The organism is Novosphingobium sp. Sphag1I (assembly GCF_056279125.1).
Window position 1 is genome coordinate 13,241 of sequence record NZ_JBWBQS010000004.1, and the last position, 16,200, is coordinate 29,440.

Sequence of the window (16,200 nt, forward strand, 5' to 3'; positions counted from 1 at the left end):
AAAGCCGCGGAAATCACGCGGTGGATCATTCATCCCCAGAACAACAAAAAGCCCCCCTTGGGCGGGCGCCGATGGCGCGGACCCAAGCGGGGCGATGTTGGCCGGTTTGAAAAAGGATCAGGCGGCGAGGTTTTTGAGGACCGGATCAGGCCCGCTCAACCGGACCGCCGAACCGCCACGCCGACGCCGCGCGATCCATTCGCCCAGCATTTCGGCCGTGGTGTGATCGATGCCATGCACATCCTTGAGGTCGAGGTGCACCGCGCGGTCGCCCGGTACGGCTTCCAGACGGTTGGTCAGCTTGGTCAGGCTGAGGAAGGTGGCCGAACCTTGAAGCGCAACATGGTGCCCTTCGTCGGTGTGCTTTTCTTCCACGCCCAGCTTCAGCCCCTTGGCCAGCGGGATCAGTTCGACCAGCGAGAGCAGGAGGCCCGCAATCACGCCCGTCAGCAGATCCTTGCCCACGACCAGAGCGAAGGTGACGACCCAGATTGCCGCCGGGATCACGCCATAGCTATGGAACAGATGCGTGACATGCTTGAGGCTGACCAGACGCCAGCCGGTCACGACCAGCACGCCGCCCAGAGCCGCCATCGGTACTTCACGCAGCAACCAGGGGAGCAAAGCCACAAAGGCCAGGATCCATACGCCGTGCAGGATCGCCGAAAGGCGCGTCATGGCACCGGCCTGCACATTGGCCGACGAACGCACGATCACGCCCGTCATCGGCAAGGCGCCGACCAGACCGCACAGCATGTTGCCCACGCCCTGCGCCCACAGTTCCTTGTTATAGTTGGTGCGAACGCCGTCATGCATCCGGTCAACCGCCGCCGCCGACAGCAGCGTTTCGGCGCTGGCGATAAAGGCGATGGCGATAGCGGCCGTAATGATGGCCGGGTTCGACAGCGGGGCAAAGAAGCCCGCGCCCGGCGTGCCAAAGGCCGCCGCCAGCGATTCCGGCACCGCAATGCGCGTCACGTTCAGACCAAAGCTGGCCGCGATGATTGTTGCCGCACCCACGCCCAGCAGAGCGCCGGGAACCAGAGCAAGCTTTTTAGGACGCCATTTTTCCCATGCCAGCATGACCAGAATGGTGGTCAGGCCGAGGCCCAGCGCCATTTCATCGGCACGAATGTCCGACGACAGGCCCAGCACGCGGCCGGGAATAGCGGCAAGATTGGCCAGCCCGTTCGACATCGGCTTGGCGTCGAACAGGATGTGGAATTGCCCCAGCACGATCAGCGCGCCGATCCCCGCCAGCATGCCGTGAACGACAGCCGGGCTGATCGAACGGAACAGGCCGCCCAGACGCGCAACGCCTGCGACCAACTGAATGGCCCCGGCCAGAACGAGCATCGGACCAAGGGCGGAAAGCCCATGGTCGCGCACGAATTCGAAAACGATCACCGCCAGACCGGCCGCCGGACCCGACACCTGCAAAGGCGAACCGGCCAGCGCGCCCACGACGATGCCGCCGATCAGGCCCGTTACCAGACCCTTCTCAGGCGGCACGCCAGAGGCGATGGCAATGCCCATGCACAAGGGCATTGCCACCAGAAAGACGACAATCGAAGCGGTGAAATCGCGCGCCAGAAACGCGCCGATCCCGCTTTTTTGTGCGTCTTGGCTCATTCTGCGGCCTCCGCAATGGGTTCTTCAGCGATCCGGCGCGAAGCGGGGAGCGCGACAGGCAGTTCGGCATCTTCGCGCAGAGGCACAAAGTGGCCGGTGTCACCATCAAGACCCAGCACCTGTCCGGCATGAATGTCCACGAACCAGCCGTGGAGCGCCATTTCACCCTTGGCGATCGCCGCGGCGACCGAGGGGTGGGTACGCAGATGCGAAATCTGGGCAATGATGTTTTCCAGCGTCACTGCGCGGACCCGGTCAGCATCCTTGAGATGGCTCTTGCAGGTCGAAACGATATGTTCGGCCGCCGCGCCATGTTCCAGCCATGCCTTTACGTTGGGCATGCGTTCCAGACCAACCGGGTTCGACAGCGCCTTCATCGCGCCGCAGTCCGAGTGGCCGCAAACGATGATGTCACGCACGCCAAGCGCCGCAACCGCATATTCGACCGTTGCCGACACGCCGCCAAGCTGGGTGCCATAGCTGGGCACCATGTTGCCGGCGTTGCGGCATACGAACAGGTCGCCGGGCTGGGCCTGAAGGATCTGTTCGGGCACGATGCGCGAATCGGCGCAGGAAATCATCAGCGCCTTGGGGCTCTGCCCATGGGTGGTCAGCTTGTTGAACAATTCGCCACTGGCCGGAAAAGTGGTCTTTTCAAAGCTGAATACGCGGCCAATCAGTTCGTTCATGGTCACACCTTTTTGATCTTTCGCCCGCCATGGAAGGAGGGCCAATGTGATCAATGTAGGTGGCCGATTTTGCTATGACCGCGCGCCTGTGTAAGGAAGTGTTGCTGAAATCTTGCCCTTTGATGAATGGTTTACATTGCAGGTTGGGGCATGTGGATGACCGCGCGCAAGCCACCTTCGGGTCGATTGGCCAAGATGAGGTTGGCCCCTTCGCTGCGTAAAGATCTGACAACAATGGGTAAACCAAGGCCCATGCCCGCTGTGTCGCGAGTTCGCGCGGTGTCCAAACGGATGAACGGCTGGAGAACCTTGCCCAGATGTTCTTCGGGAATGCCGGGGCCATCATCCTCGATTGTTACAAAGACAGCGCCTTTTTCCGTGGAAACCCGCACCATCACATTGCCGCCATAATGCAGCGCGTTTTCAATCAGATTGGACATGGATCGACGCAGCGACACCGACCGCGCCATGACGATGAGCCGGTCCGGCCCTTCATATTCTGCGGGATATCCGCGATCCTGCGCCCCATCGACCAGCGTTTGCGCCATCGCGGCCAGATCGACCGGCTCTTTGGCCGGGCCGGGTTCGTCCAATGCGACAAAATCCTGGAGCGAGGCGAGCAGATCGCGCATTTCCGACAGGTCCGCGTCCAAAGCATCGCGTTCCTCGACATCCATCGGCACGCCGTCCAACCGCAATTGCATCCGCGCCAGCGGCGTGCGCATGTCATGGCCAATGGCCAGCATCGTCTGCGTATTGGCGTCGAGCAAATCGTCGATGCGCCGTTGCATTGTGTTAAAAGCGCCAATTAATTCGCGCACTTCGCCCGGACCATCCATGGGGATGGGGCGGGCGTGAGGTGTGCCGACATGGCGGCTTGCTCGCACCAGACGCCGCAGCGGGCGCAGCGAGGCATAGACCAGAAACCACGCCAGTGGCACCAGCAACAAGGTCGGCAACAGAATGCGCAGAACATATCCGGCGCGCAGGGCAAAGATGTCGCGCGCCTCGCTATGGAAAGTCACCAGTGAATTATCGCTCAGCACCATGGTGCCATCGACCTCATGCCGCGCGTGAAGTGGGGCGAGGTGCAATTGCAACCGATACTGGATCAATTCCGGCTGATAGGCGATCAACTGTTTCTGAAGCGTGCCCAGATCGAGCGCGGCCAAGGGGCGATCCGCGCCTTTGGGTTTCCACCGGATCTTCAGGGCCGGGCTGCTCAATTCCTTGGCCAAAGATTCGCGGCGGGCCGGGGCGTTTTCGTCAAGAATGCGCCCCGCAATCGCCAGTCGATCGGCCAGACTGTCGGCCTCCTCGGCCTCGAGCGCGAATTCATTGGCGCGTTCGAACAGGATTGCGTTCGCGCTAATATCCACCAGCATCACCGCCGCCAGAATGGCCAGCATGCGCGCAGGCAAACCAAGGGCGCGAAGCCAGGTCAATGGCGGGTGACCTCGGCGGTGAACATATAGCCGATGCCGCGCACGGTGGCGATTGGGGCCTGTCCGCTGGAATTGGACAATTTGCGGCGCAGGCGGCTGACCAATACGTCGATGCTGCGGTCTGAACTGTCGGACAGGCGCGTGCGCGACAATTCGATTAGGCGCTGACGCCCGATGACGCGCTGGGGTTGGCCAAGGAAAGTGGCCAGAAGATCGAATTCAGCGCCGGTCAAATCGACCAATGCGCCTTCGGGTGAACGCAATTCATGGCGCGAAAGGGAAAGTGTCCAACCTTCAAACGAGAGCATCCGCTGGCTCGTCGCGCGTTCTTCCTCGCTGCCGCCCCGGCGCAGGACCGCGCCAATGCGGGCGATCAACTCACGCGTGCTGAACGGTTTGGCCAGATAATCGTCCGCGCCCAGTTCAAGGCCCAGAACGCGGTCTTCCTCGCTGCCGCGCGCGGAGACGAAGATCACCGGCGTGTCGGATTCCTTGCGCAATTTGCGGAACAACTCGATCCCCGTCGTGCCGGGCAACATGATGTCTAGCACGATAAGGTCCGCCGGCGCGCTGTCCAGCATCACCCACATTTCCGCGCCGGTTCCGGCGGTGCGCACGTCATAGCCATTGGCACGCAGCGCCCGCGCCGTCAAAAGGCGCAGCGCAGGATCGTCTTCGACAAGCAGAATGGATTTTGCACTCATTGTTCTTTGGCCCAGCCTCTGTCTGGAAACAGTAAAGGCGATCGGGGCGCGAGGTAAAGACCTCTTGCCCCGATCGCAAGGGGCAGGCGCGGATGGATTGGCGCCTGCGGCATGAACCGGCCGCTGGAGGGTTCTTGGGGATCGGACGGCCGGAACCTGAGAATGTCGTTCCATTCGGGGGTGTGATTACCATCCCCCCGGATGGGATGAACGCCATCTAAGCGGCCCAGTTTGCGCGATAAGTGCCGAATTGTGTTAAAATGTTTCTCAGGCGCCGGGGCACTGTCTTGCCCCTGCGGGCGATTGGCGACATGCTGGCCCCATTGCATTTGCACAAAAGGTCTGTTCCCATGAAATTGCTTCGTTCCGGCGCGATGGTTGCCCTTGCCTTCGCTCTTGCAGCGCCATTGGCGGCGCAAAATGCTGTGACACCAATGACGCCCGATGTCGTCAAATCCTATGACGCGGTGCGCGCCGATGCCGATTTCGTCCGCCGCGAAGTGATGATCCCGATGCGCGACGGGACAAAACTCTATACCGCCATCGTGTTCAAGAAGGGGACGAAGAACGCCCCCATACTGATCTCGCGCAGCCCCTATAACGCCCATGGCGACGTCACCCGCACGGCCAGCCAGAAGATCACCGAAATCCTGCCCGCGATGGATGCCGAATTTGCCGAGGACGGCTATATCCGCGTCTATCAGGACATTCGCGGCATGCATAAGTCCGAGGGGGATTGGGTTCTCAACCGCCCTATCGTCGGGCCTTTGAACAACACCGGCATCGATGAGGCGACCGACGCCTATGACACGATCGACTGGCTGGTAAAGAACACGCCCGAGAGCAACGGCAAGGTCGGCATCATCGGCAGTTCCTATCTGGGCTTTACCTCGCTGATGGCGCTGATCAACCCGCACCCTGCGTTGAAAGCCGCCGTGCCGCAAAGCCCGATGGTCGATGGCTGGATGGGCGACGACTGGTTCCACAATGGCGCGTTCCGGGTCAACAGCTTCGACTATATGGTCGATATGAGCGTGGGCAAGGGCGACAATGATGCCAAGATTCCGCGTGGGAGCGGCGATGATTACACCGCTTATCTGGAGGCGGGATCGGCGGGCGATTTCGCGCGCAAATGGGGGATCGAGAATATCCCCGGCGTGCGCAAGCTGATGGAGAACCCGGCCTATACCCCGTTCTGGTCGCTTCAGGCGGTGGATAAATGGCTGGCTGCACGGCCTCTCACTGTGCCGACCATGCTGGTCGTTGGACAGTGGGATCAGGAGGATTCCTATGGCGCCCCCGCCGTCTATCGCGCGCTGGAGCCAAAGGATACCGGCAATGACAAGCTCTCACTGGTGATCGGGCCGTGGCGGCATTCGGGCGTCAATCACTATGGTTATGAATTGGGCGATGTTACGTTCACCGGCGACACGGCCCATGAATTCCGCGTCAAATGGCTCAAGCCTTTCTTTGATCACTGGCTCAAAGACGCGCCCGATCCGCATACGCCGCCGGTGCTGACCTATGCCACGGGCGCGAACCAGTGGGAGGTTTCGCAAAGTTGGGACGATGCGAAGATGACGCCGCTTTATCTGGGGGCGGGCGGGGGCCTGTCCTTCACGCCGGGGGCGGCCGGGCATGATGATTATGTTTCCGACCCGGCCCATCCGGTGCCCTTTATGCCGCGCCCGCTGTCCATGGCCGACCGCAAGCAATGGACGACATGGCTGGTCCATGACCAACGCTTTGTCGAAGATCGCCCCGATGTGCTGACCTACAAAAGCGCGCCGCTGGACAAGCCGCTGCATATCAAGGGTGCGCCCAAGGTTGACCTCTATGCAGCCACCACGGGCACGGATGCCGACTGGGTGGTGAAATTGATCGACGTCGCCCCCGATACAACGCCCGAGGCCGCATCGCAGGGGGCCAAGCCAGCCAACCCCGGTTTCGAACTGCCGCTGGGCATCGAGATTTTCCGTGGGCGCTATGTCCACAGCTTTTCCGCGCCCGCGCCGTGGAAACCGGGCAAGGTCGAAAATGTCCGCTTTGAATTGCCGCATATCAACCATGTGCTGCTGCCCGGACATCGCTTGATGGTGCAGGTGCAATCCAGCCTGTTCCCGCTCTATGATCGCAATCCGCAGACCTATGTCGCCAATATCTTCAACGCGCGGGCCAGCGACTACAAACCCGCCACGCAAAGCATCCAGCGCGGCGGCGCGACGGCCAGCGCGGTCCTGTTGCCCATTGCCAAGGATTGATGCGGGGGTGGAGGGCGGCTCAACCCGCCCTCTTTCGCCTGTCGGATGATCGACCAAGGGCGGGGCTGTCTCGCACTTGCCCACCCTCGACCATCGGCCTAGAGCCCTTCGCTGATGCAGCAAACGACTCCCCCGGCGGCTGATGCAGCCCTTGATCACGAAACCGATGCAGGCGGCACCAGCGATTATCGCCTGATCGGCCTGATCGTGGCTTCGGCCCTGTTTATGGAACAGTTCGACGGCACGGTTCTGACCACGGCCTTGCCCACGATTGCGCGCGATTTCGGGGTGCGCCCGCCCGCCTTGTCGGTGACGGTGACATCCTATCTTCTGGCCTTGGCGGTGTTTGTGCCGGTGTCGGGCTATATGGCGGATCGTTTCGGCGCGCGCCGGGTGTTCAGCGCGGCGATCGGCGTATTTGCGATGGGGTCTTTGGGTTCGGCATTGACGCAGGGGCTGGAAACCATGGCGGCGGCGCGGTTTCTGCAAGGGATCGGCGGGGCAATGATGTTGCCCGTCGGCCGTCTGGTCATGCTGCGTACCGTTCCGCCCAAGGACTTGGTCAATGCGACCAGCTGGATGCTGATGCCCGGATTGATGGGCACGATTCTGGGGCCGCCGCTGGGTGGATTTATCGTCACCTATATGCATTGGCGGGCGATTTTCTGGATCAATATTCCCATCGCGGCGTTGGCGCTCATTCTGGTGTGGCGCAACATTCCCGATGTGCGATCCGAAGTGCCGCCGGTGTTTGATGGCGTGGGTTTTGTCCTGTCGGCGGTGGCTTTGGCCGCGTTGATGATCGGGTTTGAAACCGCGGGGCCGATGCATGCCGGGGCGGCGGCTTTGCTGCCTTTGGGGTTGGGCGTGGCCATGGCGCTGGCCTATTGGGCGCATGCGCGGCGGCATCCGGCGCCCATCATGGATTTCGGCCTGCTGCGTCATCGCAATTTCCGCCTGTCATGGATCGCCGGCTCGATCAGCCGCCTGCTTCAGGGTGCGCAGCCCTTTCTGCTGGCCTTGATGGTGCAATATGGTTTCGGCTTTTCGGCGGCGCGTTCGGGCACGATAACATTGGCGACGGCGGTGGGGTCGATTGTGATGAAGGGGCTGGCCGGGCCGGTCCTTCGGCGGCTGGGCTTTCGTAATGGATTGACGCTGATGGGGGCGGCAGGGACGCTGGTCTATGCTTCCTGCGGCTTTTTCTCACCGCAATGGCCGGAATGGGCGATCTGGGGCGTGCTGGTTCTGGCCGGTTTCCTGATGTCGTTTCAGTTTACCGCCTATAACACCATCGCCTATGACGGTCTGGCGCCCGACGAAATGAGCCGCGCCACCAGTTTTTATACGACGTTTCAGCAGCTCACATTGTCGCTGGGCGTTTGTATGGCGGCAACGATCCTTCAGATCAGCACGGCGGCCCATGGCGTACAGCACCCCCAATTGCGCGATTGTGCTCTGGCCTTCTGGATCATCGCCGCGATCAGTTTCACCGCGATCATCCCCAACCTGTCCTTTGCCCGCGATGCCGGAGCCAGCCTGACCGGGGGCGATCCGACCGCCCATTGACCCGATAATGTCTCAATTTGACCGCATGGGGGGCGTCGATGGGCCTATCGCAATCTGTCGCAGGTCTATAGAAATGTTGCGCGGATCGTGGTGAGATTGGTGGACGGTAATGGGCACAGCGCTTGACCTTGCGGGGCAAGCGGCCCATGGCGCCATGCGACTTTTTACGTCCTGAAATTTCACCTGATCAACTTTTTCGGGGGTCACTTGACCAAGGCAGTAATTCTAGCGGGTGGTTTGGGAACGCGGCTGGGCGAAGAAACGTCGAGCCGTCCCAAACCGATGGTTGAAGTGGGTGGTATGCCGATCCTGTGGCATATCATGAAGATCTATGCCGCCCATGGCGTCAATGATTTCATCATCTGTCTTGGTTACAAAGGCTATGTCATCAAGGAATTTTTCGCCAATTACTTCCTTCACGCCGCCGATGTGACCATCGATCTTGCCAATAACAAGATGACCGTTCACGAAGCCAAGAGCGAGCCGTGGACAGTGACTCTGGTCGATACCGGGCCGACGGCGCAGACGGGCGGCCGCCTGTGGGGCGTGCGCCGCTTCCTGACCGACGGTGAGCCTTTCTGCTTTACCTATGGCGACGGCGTTTCAGACATCGATATTACTGCTGAACTGGCCTTTCACCGCGCGCATGGCAAGAAGGCGACGATTGCCGCTGTGGCGCCTCCGGGCCGGTTTGGCGCGCTGGAGTTCGGCGCGGGTTCGGGCGGGCATGAAGTCACCAGCTTCAAGGAAAAGCCCGCGGGCGATGGCGGTCTCATCAACGGCGGCTTTTTCGTGCTGGACCCGTCCGTGATCGATCTGATCGCCGGGCCGGATCAGGTTTGGGAGGATTATCCGCTCGAAACGCTGGCCAGCACGGGCGAGCTGGTGGCTTTCCGCCATGACGGTTTCTGGCAACCGATGGATACGTTGCGGGACAAGCAGCATCTCGAGCGGCTCTGGGCGCAGGGGAATGCGCCGTGGAAGAAGTGGTAAGCGATCGTGGCGGTTGTGCATGATCCTGCCTTTTGGGCCGGTCGCCGGGTTCTGCTGACCGGGCATACGGGCTTTAAGGGCAGCTGGCTGGCGCTCTGGCTGCATCAGATGGGCGCGGTGGTGACGGGCCTGTCGCTGCCCGCCGAGGAGATCAGCCTGTTCCGTCAGGCCGGGGTCGAGCGGCTGCTTACCCATATCGAGGGTGACATTCGCGACATGGCCGTGGTCGAGGCCGCCGTGGCGCAGGCCGACCCGGAGGTGGTGTTCCATCTGGCCGCGCAGCCTTTGGTGCGCCTGTCCTATGACACGCCGGTGGAAACCTTTGCCACCAATGTTCAGGGGACGGTCCACGTACTGGACGCGTGCCGCCGGGCGCCGAATTTGCGCGCCGTGGTCGCGATCACTTCGGACAAGGCGTATGAGAACCGCGAATGGGTCTGGCCCTATCGCGAGAGTGATCCGATGGGCGGGCATGATCCCTATTCGGCCAGCAAGGGCGCGGCAGAACTGGTGATTGCGGCCTATCGGCGCAGTTTCTTTTCCGAGGCAGGCACCCCGCTGCTGGCCTCTGTGCGGGCGGGCAATGTGATCGGTGGGGGCGATTGGGCGCTTGACCGGTTGGTGCCCGATATTATCCGTGCGCTGATCGCGGGAGAGCGTCCGCTGATCCGTTCGCCCCATTCGATCCGCCCCTGGCAGCATGTTCTTGAAGCCTTGGGCGGCTATCTGATGATCGCCGAAACGCTGGCCAAGGGCGAGGCGTGGGCGGCAGAGGGCTGGAACTTTGGTCCCGCCGATGATGATACGCAGCCCGTCCACTGGATCGCGGATCGCATCACGCAAAGCTGGGGCGATGCCGGTTGGGATCAGCCCGAACAGGTTTCCGGCCCCCATGAGGCCAAGATCCTCAAGCTGGATTGTGCCAAGGCGCGCAACTATCTGGGCTGGCGTCCGGCATGGGGTTTGGGTGAGGCGCTGAACCGGATTGTCGAATGGCATAAAGGGGTTGCGCAAGGCGGCGATGCGCAGGCGATCTCATTGGCGCAACTGTCGGATTACCGCGCGGCCTTCACCCGGCGCTAAAATCGTTTCATCCCGATCAAAAATGTTTCAACACGTCTGAAATTTTCAGAAGACAGTTTACAGGCAGACAGATTCCATGGCCACCATCGATAACCCCATGCTCGACCTTTCATCCGCCGTTGCGGATATGGTCAAGGGCAGCGACGAAGGGCAATTGCGCGAACTGATCCTTGGCCTGTCCGAGGAATATGCACGCCGTTATCATTCCCCCCGCGCGTTTCTGCCCGGTGAAAGCGTTGTGCCGGTGTCCGGCAAGGTCGTGGGCGAGGGTGAATTGCGCAATCTGGTGGATGCCAGCCTCGACATGTGGCTGACCACGGGGCGTTACAATGCGGTGTTCGAGGAAAAGCTGGCCGAACGTTTGGGCGTGGCCCATGCGTTGACGACCAATTCGGGTTCGTCGGCCAATCTGCTGGCTCTGGCGGCGTTGACCTCGCATTATCATCGCGGCGATGCGTTGAAGGCGGGCGACGAAGTCATCACCGTGGCAACGGGTTTTCCGACCACGGTTAACCCTTCGCTGCAATATGGGCTGGTTCCGGTTTTCGTCGATTGCGACATCCCGACCTATAACATCAAGCCCGAGATGATCGAAGCGGCGGTTTCGGAAAAGACCCGCGCCATCATGATCGCCCATACGCTGGGCAATCCCTTTGACATTGCCGAAGTGATGCGCGTTGCTGAAAAGTATAACCTGTGGGTGGTCGAAGACACGTGCGACGCCTTGGGCGCGACGTTTGATGGCAAACCGGTGGGCACGTTCGGCCATCTGGGCACGCTGTCCTTTTACCCTGCGCATCACATCACCATGGGCGAGGGCGGCGCGGTGTTCACCGACAAGCCGCGTTTGAAGCGTGTGGTCGAATCGATCCGCGACTGGGGCCGCGATTGCTGGTGCGCGCCGGGTCAGGACAACACCTGCGGCAAGCGGTTCAACCGCAAGCTGGGCACCTTGCCCCATGGTTATGACCACAAGTATACCTATGGCCACGTTGGTTATAATCTGAAAATCACCGACATGCAGGCCGCCGTCGGTCTGGCGCAGTTGGACCGTCTTGACGGCTTCATCACCGCCCGTCAGCGCAATTTTGCCAAGCTGACCGAGCTTTTGAAGCCGATGGAGGATGTCTTCATCCTGCCGCAGGCGACCGCGCGCAGCGAACCGTCATGGTTCGGTTATCCCATCACCATCCGCCCCGAAACCGGCATCGACCGTGAACAACTCGTTCAGTTCCTGAACGAGAAGAAGATCGGCACCCGTTTGTTGTTTGGCGGCAACCTCTTGCACCAACCCTATATGAAGGGTCGCAACGTTCGGGTGGTGGGTGATCTGTCGAACGCCGATCTGGTGACGACCCATACTTTCTGGTTGGGCATCTATCCGGGTTTGACGGACGATCACCTTAGTTATACCGCCGAGCAGCTTGGCGTGTTCCTTGCGGATCATTACGGATCGGCTAAGGGCTAAGTCAGCAATATTTTGATACGGGCCGGGTCGGAAAAGCCAGCCGAAGAGGTTTAGACGTGAACGCATACGAAAAACGCATGTTGGCGATTCTGACTGAGGGCGCGGCCAAGTATGGCTTTGTCTCGGTCAAGGCCGAGTTCGAAGCCGAAGGCACGCGCAGCGATGAATTCCTGCGCTTGCTCGAATTGGCGCGTCGCGCCGGTTTGAAGGTGGCGCTCAAGATCGGCGGTTGCGAGGCGATCCGCGACCTGATCGAGGCGCGCCAGTATGGCGTCGACTACGTCATCGCGCCCATGGTCGAAACGCCCTATGCGCTGACCAAGTTCATTGCGGCCAAGGACAAGATTTTCCCCAAGGATGAGCAGGCGGATATGTCCTTCCTGTTCAATGTGGAAACGGTCACGACCTTCGAAGCTCTCGAAAAGCTGGGCGAAGTGGCGCAGGGCGGCAACGTTGGTTTCGTGTTTGGCCGCGTCGATTTCGCCGGCTCGCTGGGCCATGACCGTTCGTTTGTGAACAGCGATGCGATGGCCGGCTATGTCAATGCCGTGGCCAAGGTGGCGCAGGAACGGGGCCTTGAACTGGTCGTGGGCGGCGGGGTCAGCCCGGATTCGGTGCCGCTGCTGGCGGGTGCCCGGGCGCATCGTCTCGACCGCTTTGAAACGCGCAAGGTCGTGTTCGACGCCGCCGTGGTCGAAGATGGGCGCGCGCAGGCGGGCATGGAGCTGGCGATTGAGTTCGAACTGCTCTGGCTCAAAAACAAGCGCGATTTCTATCGCGGTATCGCCGAGGAAGACGCGGCCCGCATCGCCATGATGGAAGCGCGTCAGGCCACCGCCAAGACCGCCGAGCCTGCGTAAACCACTATGGCTGAAACTATCCGGGTCGCCGACCTGATCGCCCGCCTGTTGGTGCAAAGCGGTGTTTCCGACTGCTTCATGCTGACGGGCGGCGGGGCCATGCATCTCAACGACGCCTTTGGGCGCGAAGAGGGGCTGCGCAAGATTTTCAACCACCACGAGCAGGCCAGCGCCATTGCGGCGGAAAGCTATGCGCGCCTGTGTGGTAAACCTGCGCTGGTGAATGTCACCACGGGGCCGGGGGGCGTGAACACGCTTAATGGCGTCTATGGCGCCTATGTCGATTCGATCCCGATGATCGTGGTGTCGGGGCAAGTGAAGCGTGAGACGATCGCGGGCAATTTCCCGCATATCCCGCTGCGCCAGTTGGGCGATCAGGAAGTCAATATTGTCGCCATGGTGCGGCCCGTCACCAAATATGCCGTCGTGCTGCAAGACCCGACACAGGCGCGCAAGGTGGTGGAAAAGGCGATCTACCTTGCCACTCGTGGTCGCCCCGGTCCGGTGTGGATCGATGTTCCCATCGACGTTCAGGCGGCTCCGGTGGACCCCGATGCGCTGGAGGCATTTGATCCTGCGGCAGATATCGACACCGCCGCAGAATGGAACGCGCCCAACAATGCGGCCGAAACCGGCGCGCTCACGGGTGATGCGTTGCAGGCCGAGGTTGGCGCAATGTTGGGCGAATTCTGCGCAGCAGAGCGGCCCGTGGTGTTTGTCGGCGCAGGCGTGCGCCTGTCGAACACGCATGAACGTTTCCTCGCGCTGATTGAAAAGCTGGGTGCGCCGGTGGTGACGGGCTGGAACGCGCATGACGCGCTGCCCAATGCCCATCCGCTCTATGTTGGCCGTCCGGGCAGCGTGGGCGACCGTGGCGGAAATTTCGCCGTGCAGGGCGCCGACTATGTGCTGGTTTTGGGCAGCCGCCTCAACATCCGCCAGATCAGCTATAACTGGCAGAGCTTTGCCCGCAATGCGCGGGTGGCGATGGTGGACATTGACCGGGCCGAGCTGGGCAAGCCGACGCTCAATTTGCACAGGGCGATCCATGCGGATCTGCGTGATTTCTTTGATGCGGTCGATGCGCTGGGCGTGCCCGAAACGGGGGCGGGAAACCGCGCCGCCTATCTGGCGCGCAGCCGTGAACGGGCCGCGAAATATCCCACCGTGCGCGATGAATTCCGCAGCGAAACCGGCCCGATCAACCCCTATGTCTTTGGCGAGGCGTTGTTCAAGGAGTTGGAAGAGGGCGACATCATCGTTTCGGGCGATGGTACGGCCTGCGTCACGATCTTCCAATGCGCTGATCTGAAGCAAGGGCAGCGGCTCTACACCAATTCGGGCTGCGCCAGCATGGGCTATGATCTTCCCGGCGCGATCGGGGCCTATTTCGGTGCGGTACAGCCTGGTGATGCCCCCAAGCGGATCATCTGCCTTGCCGGTGATGGTTCGATCATGATGAACCTGCAGGAATTGCAGACCATCGTGGGCGGGCGTTTGCCGATCAAGATTTTCGTGCTGAACAATGACGGCTATCACTCGATCCGCCAGTCGCAGGTGGCCCATTTCAAGGGCTTCTCGGTCGGCTGCGGCCCGGACAGCGGTCTGACTTTCCCCGATTTCGCGCGTTTGGCCGCCGGTTTCGGTTTCTCCGCAACGCGTTGCGAAAGGGATGGCGACCTGTCGGCGGCAATCCGCGCAACGCTGGATGGCGAGGGGCCGCAGCTGTGCGAAGTGATGATCGACAAAGCGCAGCAGTTCGAACCCAAGCTGTCGAGCCGCCGTCTGCCCGACGGTACGATGGTTTCGCCCCCGCTCGAGGATCTCTCGCCCTTCCTGTCGGACGAGGAACTGGCCGAAGCGATGGCGCCCTGCGCCACATTGCGTTAAAATTATGCGCCGCCATCTGATCTTTGATCTGGACGGCACGCTGGTCGACAGCTGTGCGATCTGTGTCGAGATCCTGCAGGGCATGCTCCACGAACGCGGCAGTTCGCGGCGCATCGACCCTGAATTTGCCCGCCCTTGGATGAGCCATGGCGGGCAAAAGATGGTGGCGGCATTGCTGGGCGATGATTGCGGCGATGTGGCGGCCGAACTGGCCGAATTCCGCCGCCGTTATGCCGTGACGCAAACGCGGGCCGAAACGCTGTTCAACCATGTAGCCACCAGCCTGCACCAATTGCATGGTCAGGGTTTCGTGCTGGCGATCTGTTCGAACAAGCCGCAGAATCTGGTCGACAAGGTGCTGGAGGATATCGGCCTTGCCCCGCTGTTCAAAAGCGTGGTGGGGTCGCGGGCGGGCGTGCCGTCCAAACCGGCGCCGGATCTGCTGGATCTGGTGCTGGCCGATCTTGGCGCTTCTTCGGCCGATTGCCTGTTTGTGGGTGACAGTGAACTGGACCATGCGGTGGCCGATGCGCGCGGCATGCCTTTCCTGTTCCTGACGCATGGCTATGCCGACCCCGATTACCAACCCGACCCGGCAATGAGCTATGATTGTTTTGGCAAGCTGGCCGAGGCGGTGATGGAACGCGCGCATGGCTGAGGGGCTGGAACCTTCGGTGGCGTCCGCGTTGGTCGAGGACGGGCGGCGCATCGTCATCACCGGGGCGGGGGGCTGGATTGGTCTGGCGACGCTCGACCTGTTGATGGCGGCTTTGGGGGACAAGTTTGAAAAGCGGGTGCGGGCCTTTGGTTCGAACACGCGCGCCCTGCGCCTTGCCGACGGATCGCAGGTGTTGCAGCGTCCGCTGGCCGATATGGCATGGTTGCCCAATGAGCCGACGATTGTTCTCCACACCGCGTTCCTGACCAAGGATCGCGCCGAGGCGATGGACGAGGACGCCTATGTCGCCGCCAACCGCGCGATCAGCGATGCGGTGCTTAAGGCTCTGAACCCCATCGGCGCCGAGGCGGTTTTTGTCGCCAGCAGCGGGGCGGCATCCAAAGCCGACGATCCCGAGGCCAGCGCCGCGATGCGTCTCTACGGCTCGCTCAAGCGTGAGGATGAGGAGCGGTTCGCCGCTTGGGCCGATGCAGCGGGCAAACGAGCGGTGATCGCCCGCATTTTTGCCCTGACCGGACCCTATATCAACAAGCCCGGCGCCTATGCCATTGCCAGCTTTCTGGCCGATGCCATGTCCGCCCGCCCGGTGGAGGTGCGTGCCCCCCGTCAGGTCGTGCGGGCCTATGTCGCCATCCGCGAATTGATGAGCCTTGTGTTCGCCGCCTTGCAGGCGCCCAATGGCGTGCTGCGCTTTGACAGCGGAGGCGAGGCGCTCGAACTGGGTGAGATCGCGGGCGTGGTGGCGGCGCAAGCAGGCGGAACCGTTGCCCGTGCCGACATCACCACCGGCCCCGCCGATATCTATCACGGCGATGATGCGGCCTATCGTGCGCTTCTTGCCGAATATGGCGTTGCCCCCGTTCCTCTGGCCGCGCAGGTGGCCGAGATGATCGCGTGGACGCAACGCTCCTCTCACGCCGCCTGAGC

The 16,200-nt window shown here is 61.6% G+C and carries 13 protein-coding genes; 9 read left to right on the top strand and 4 right to left on the bottom strand.

Annotated elements, in window-relative coordinates; all coding sequences use genetic code 11:
* Nucleotides 1-117 precede the first annotated feature (117 nt).
* The 4 genes from ACZ9HU_RS05225 to ACZ9HU_RS05240 all read right to left on the bottom strand — a co-directional run bounded on the left by ACZ9HU_RS05225 (nt 118) and on the right by ACZ9HU_RS05240 (nt 4,470).
* Complete coding sequence (locus ACZ9HU_RS05225) at nt 118-1,632, bottom strand: SulP family inorganic anion transporter (protein WP_476103102.1); 1,515 nt, start codon at nt 1,630-1,632, stop codon at nt 118-120.
* Entirely contained in the window at nt 1,629-2,321 is a 693-nt protein-coding gene (locus ACZ9HU_RS05230) for a carbonic anhydrase (protein ID WP_476103104.1), read from the bottom strand. Before ACZ9HU_RS05230 ends, ACZ9HU_RS05225 begins: the two co-directional genes overlap by 4 nt.
* 131 nt (nt 2,322-2,452) lie before the next feature.
* Nucleotides 2,453-3,730, bottom strand: a complete 1,278-nt coding sequence (locus tag ACZ9HU_RS05235) for an ATP-binding protein (RefSeq protein WP_476103106.1) — start codon at nt 3,728-3,730, stop codon at nt 2,453-2,455.
* A gap of 32 nt (nt 3,731-3,762) precedes the next feature.
* Nucleotides 3,763-4,470, bottom strand: coding sequence for a response regulator transcription factor (locus ACZ9HU_RS05240; protein ID WP_476103108.1), 708 nt, complete (start codon nt 4,468-4,470; stop codon nt 3,763-3,765).
* A gap of 350 nt (nt 4,471-4,820) precedes the next feature.
* On the opposite strand from ACZ9HU_RS05240, the gene ACZ9HU_RS05245 reads away from it, so the two are divergent.
* The 9 genes from ACZ9HU_RS05245 to ACZ9HU_RS05285 all read left to right on the top strand — a co-directional run bounded on the left by ACZ9HU_RS05245 (nt 4,821) and on the right by ACZ9HU_RS05285 (nt 16,198).
* Nucleotides 4,821-6,731 carry a CocE/NonD family hydrolase gene (locus ACZ9HU_RS05245; RefSeq protein ID WP_476103111.1) on the top strand — a complete coding sequence of 637 codons (1,911 nt, stop codon included), beginning with the start codon at nt 4,821-4,823 and terminating at the stop codon, nt 6,729-6,731.
* Nucleotides 6,732-6,845: 114 nt separating this feature from the next.
* Nucleotides 6,846-8,300 (top strand): MFS transporter, encoded by a 1,455-nt coding sequence (locus tag ACZ9HU_RS05250; RefSeq protein ID WP_476103113.1) that lies wholly within the window; start codon nt 6,846-6,848, stop codon nt 8,298-8,300.
* A 207-nt stretch (nt 8,301-8,507) separates the two neighbouring features.
* Nucleotides 8,508-9,293: a glucose-1-phosphate cytidylyltransferase gene (gene rfbF, locus ACZ9HU_RS05255; RefSeq protein ID WP_476103115.1), complete on the top strand. Its 786-nt coding sequence runs from the start codon at nt 8,508-8,510 to the stop codon at nt 9,291-9,293.
* 6 nt (nt 9,294-9,299) lie between these two features.
* Nucleotides 9,300-10,376, top strand: coding sequence for a CDP-glucose 4,6-dehydratase (gene rfbG, locus ACZ9HU_RS05260; protein WP_476103117.1), 1,077 nt, complete (start codon nt 9,300-9,302; stop codon nt 10,374-10,376).
* 76 nt (nt 10,377-10,452) lie between these two features.
* Nucleotides 10,453-11,844, top strand: a complete 1,392-nt coding sequence (rfbH, locus tag ACZ9HU_RS05265; protein ID WP_476103120.1) for a lipopolysaccharide biosynthesis protein RfbH — start codon at nt 10,453-10,455, stop codon at nt 11,842-11,844.
* Nucleotides 11,845-11,900: 56 nt separating this feature from the next.
* Nucleotides 11,901-12,704 carry an aldolase/citrate lyase family protein gene (locus ACZ9HU_RS05270; protein ID WP_476103123.1) on the top strand — a complete coding sequence of 268 codons (804 nt, stop codon included), beginning with the start codon at nt 11,901-11,903 and terminating at the stop codon, nt 12,702-12,704.
* 6 nt (nt 12,705-12,710) lie between these two features.
* A complete protein-coding gene (locus tag ACZ9HU_RS05275) occupies nt 12,711-14,594 on the top strand; it encodes a thiamine pyrophosphate-binding protein (RefSeq protein ID WP_476103125.1) in 1,884 nt (627 codons plus the stop codon).
* A 4-nt stretch (nt 14,595-14,598) separates the two neighbouring features.
* Nucleotides 14,599-15,252, top strand: coding sequence for an HAD family hydrolase (locus ACZ9HU_RS05280; RefSeq protein ID WP_476103128.1), 654 nt, complete (start codon nt 14,599-14,601; stop codon nt 15,250-15,252).
* On the top strand, nt 15,245-16,198 hold the full coding sequence (locus ACZ9HU_RS05285) for an NAD-dependent epimerase/dehydratase family protein (protein WP_476103131.1): 954 nt from the start codon (nt 15,245-15,247) through the stop codon (nt 16,196-16,198). Before ACZ9HU_RS05280 ends, ACZ9HU_RS05285 begins: the two co-directional genes overlap by 8 nt.
* Nucleotides 16,199-16,200 lie beyond the last annotated feature (2 nt).

What these genes read in the sequence shown, in the direction of transcription:
- ACZ9HU_RS05245 (WP_476103111.1), top strand. Translation starts at nt 4,821, where the DNA reads ATGAAATTGCTTCGTTCCGGCGCGATGGTTGCCCTTGCCTTCGCTCTT.
- ACZ9HU_RS05230 (WP_476103104.1), bottom strand. Translation starts at nt 2,321, where the DNA reads ATGAACGAACTGATTGGCCGCGTATTCAGCTTTGAAAAGACCACTTTT.
- ACZ9HU_RS05250 (WP_476103113.1), top strand. Translation starts at nt 6,846, where the DNA reads ATGCAGCAAACGACTCCCCCGGCGGCTGATGCAGCCCTTGATCACGAA.
- rfbH (WP_476103120.1), top strand. Translation starts at nt 10,453, where the DNA reads ATGGCCACCATCGATAACCCCATGCTCGACCTTTCATCCGCCGTTGCG.
- ACZ9HU_RS05225 (WP_476103102.1), bottom strand. Translation starts at nt 1,632, where the DNA reads ATGAGCCAAGACGCACAAAAAAGCGGGATCGGCGCGTTTCTGGCGCGC.
- ACZ9HU_RS05285 (WP_476103131.1), top strand. Translation starts at nt 15,245, where the DNA reads ATGGCTGAGGGGCTGGAACCTTCGGTGGCGTCCGCGTTGGTCGAGGAC.
- ACZ9HU_RS05235 (WP_476103106.1), bottom strand. Translation starts at nt 3,730, where the DNA reads ATGCTGGCCATTCTGGCGGCGGTGATGCTGGTGGATATTAGCGCGAAC.
- ACZ9HU_RS05240 (WP_476103108.1), bottom strand. Translation starts at nt 4,470, where the DNA reads ATGAGTGCAAAATCCATTCTGCTTGTCGAAGACGATCCTGCGCTGCGC.
- ACZ9HU_RS05275 (WP_476103125.1), top strand. Translation starts at nt 12,711, where the DNA reads ATGGCTGAAACTATCCGGGTCGCCGACCTGATCGCCCGCCTGTTGGTG.
- ACZ9HU_RS05280 (WP_476103128.1), top strand. Translation starts at nt 14,599, where the DNA reads ATGCGCCGCCATCTGATCTTTGATCTGGACGGCACGCTGGTCGACAGC.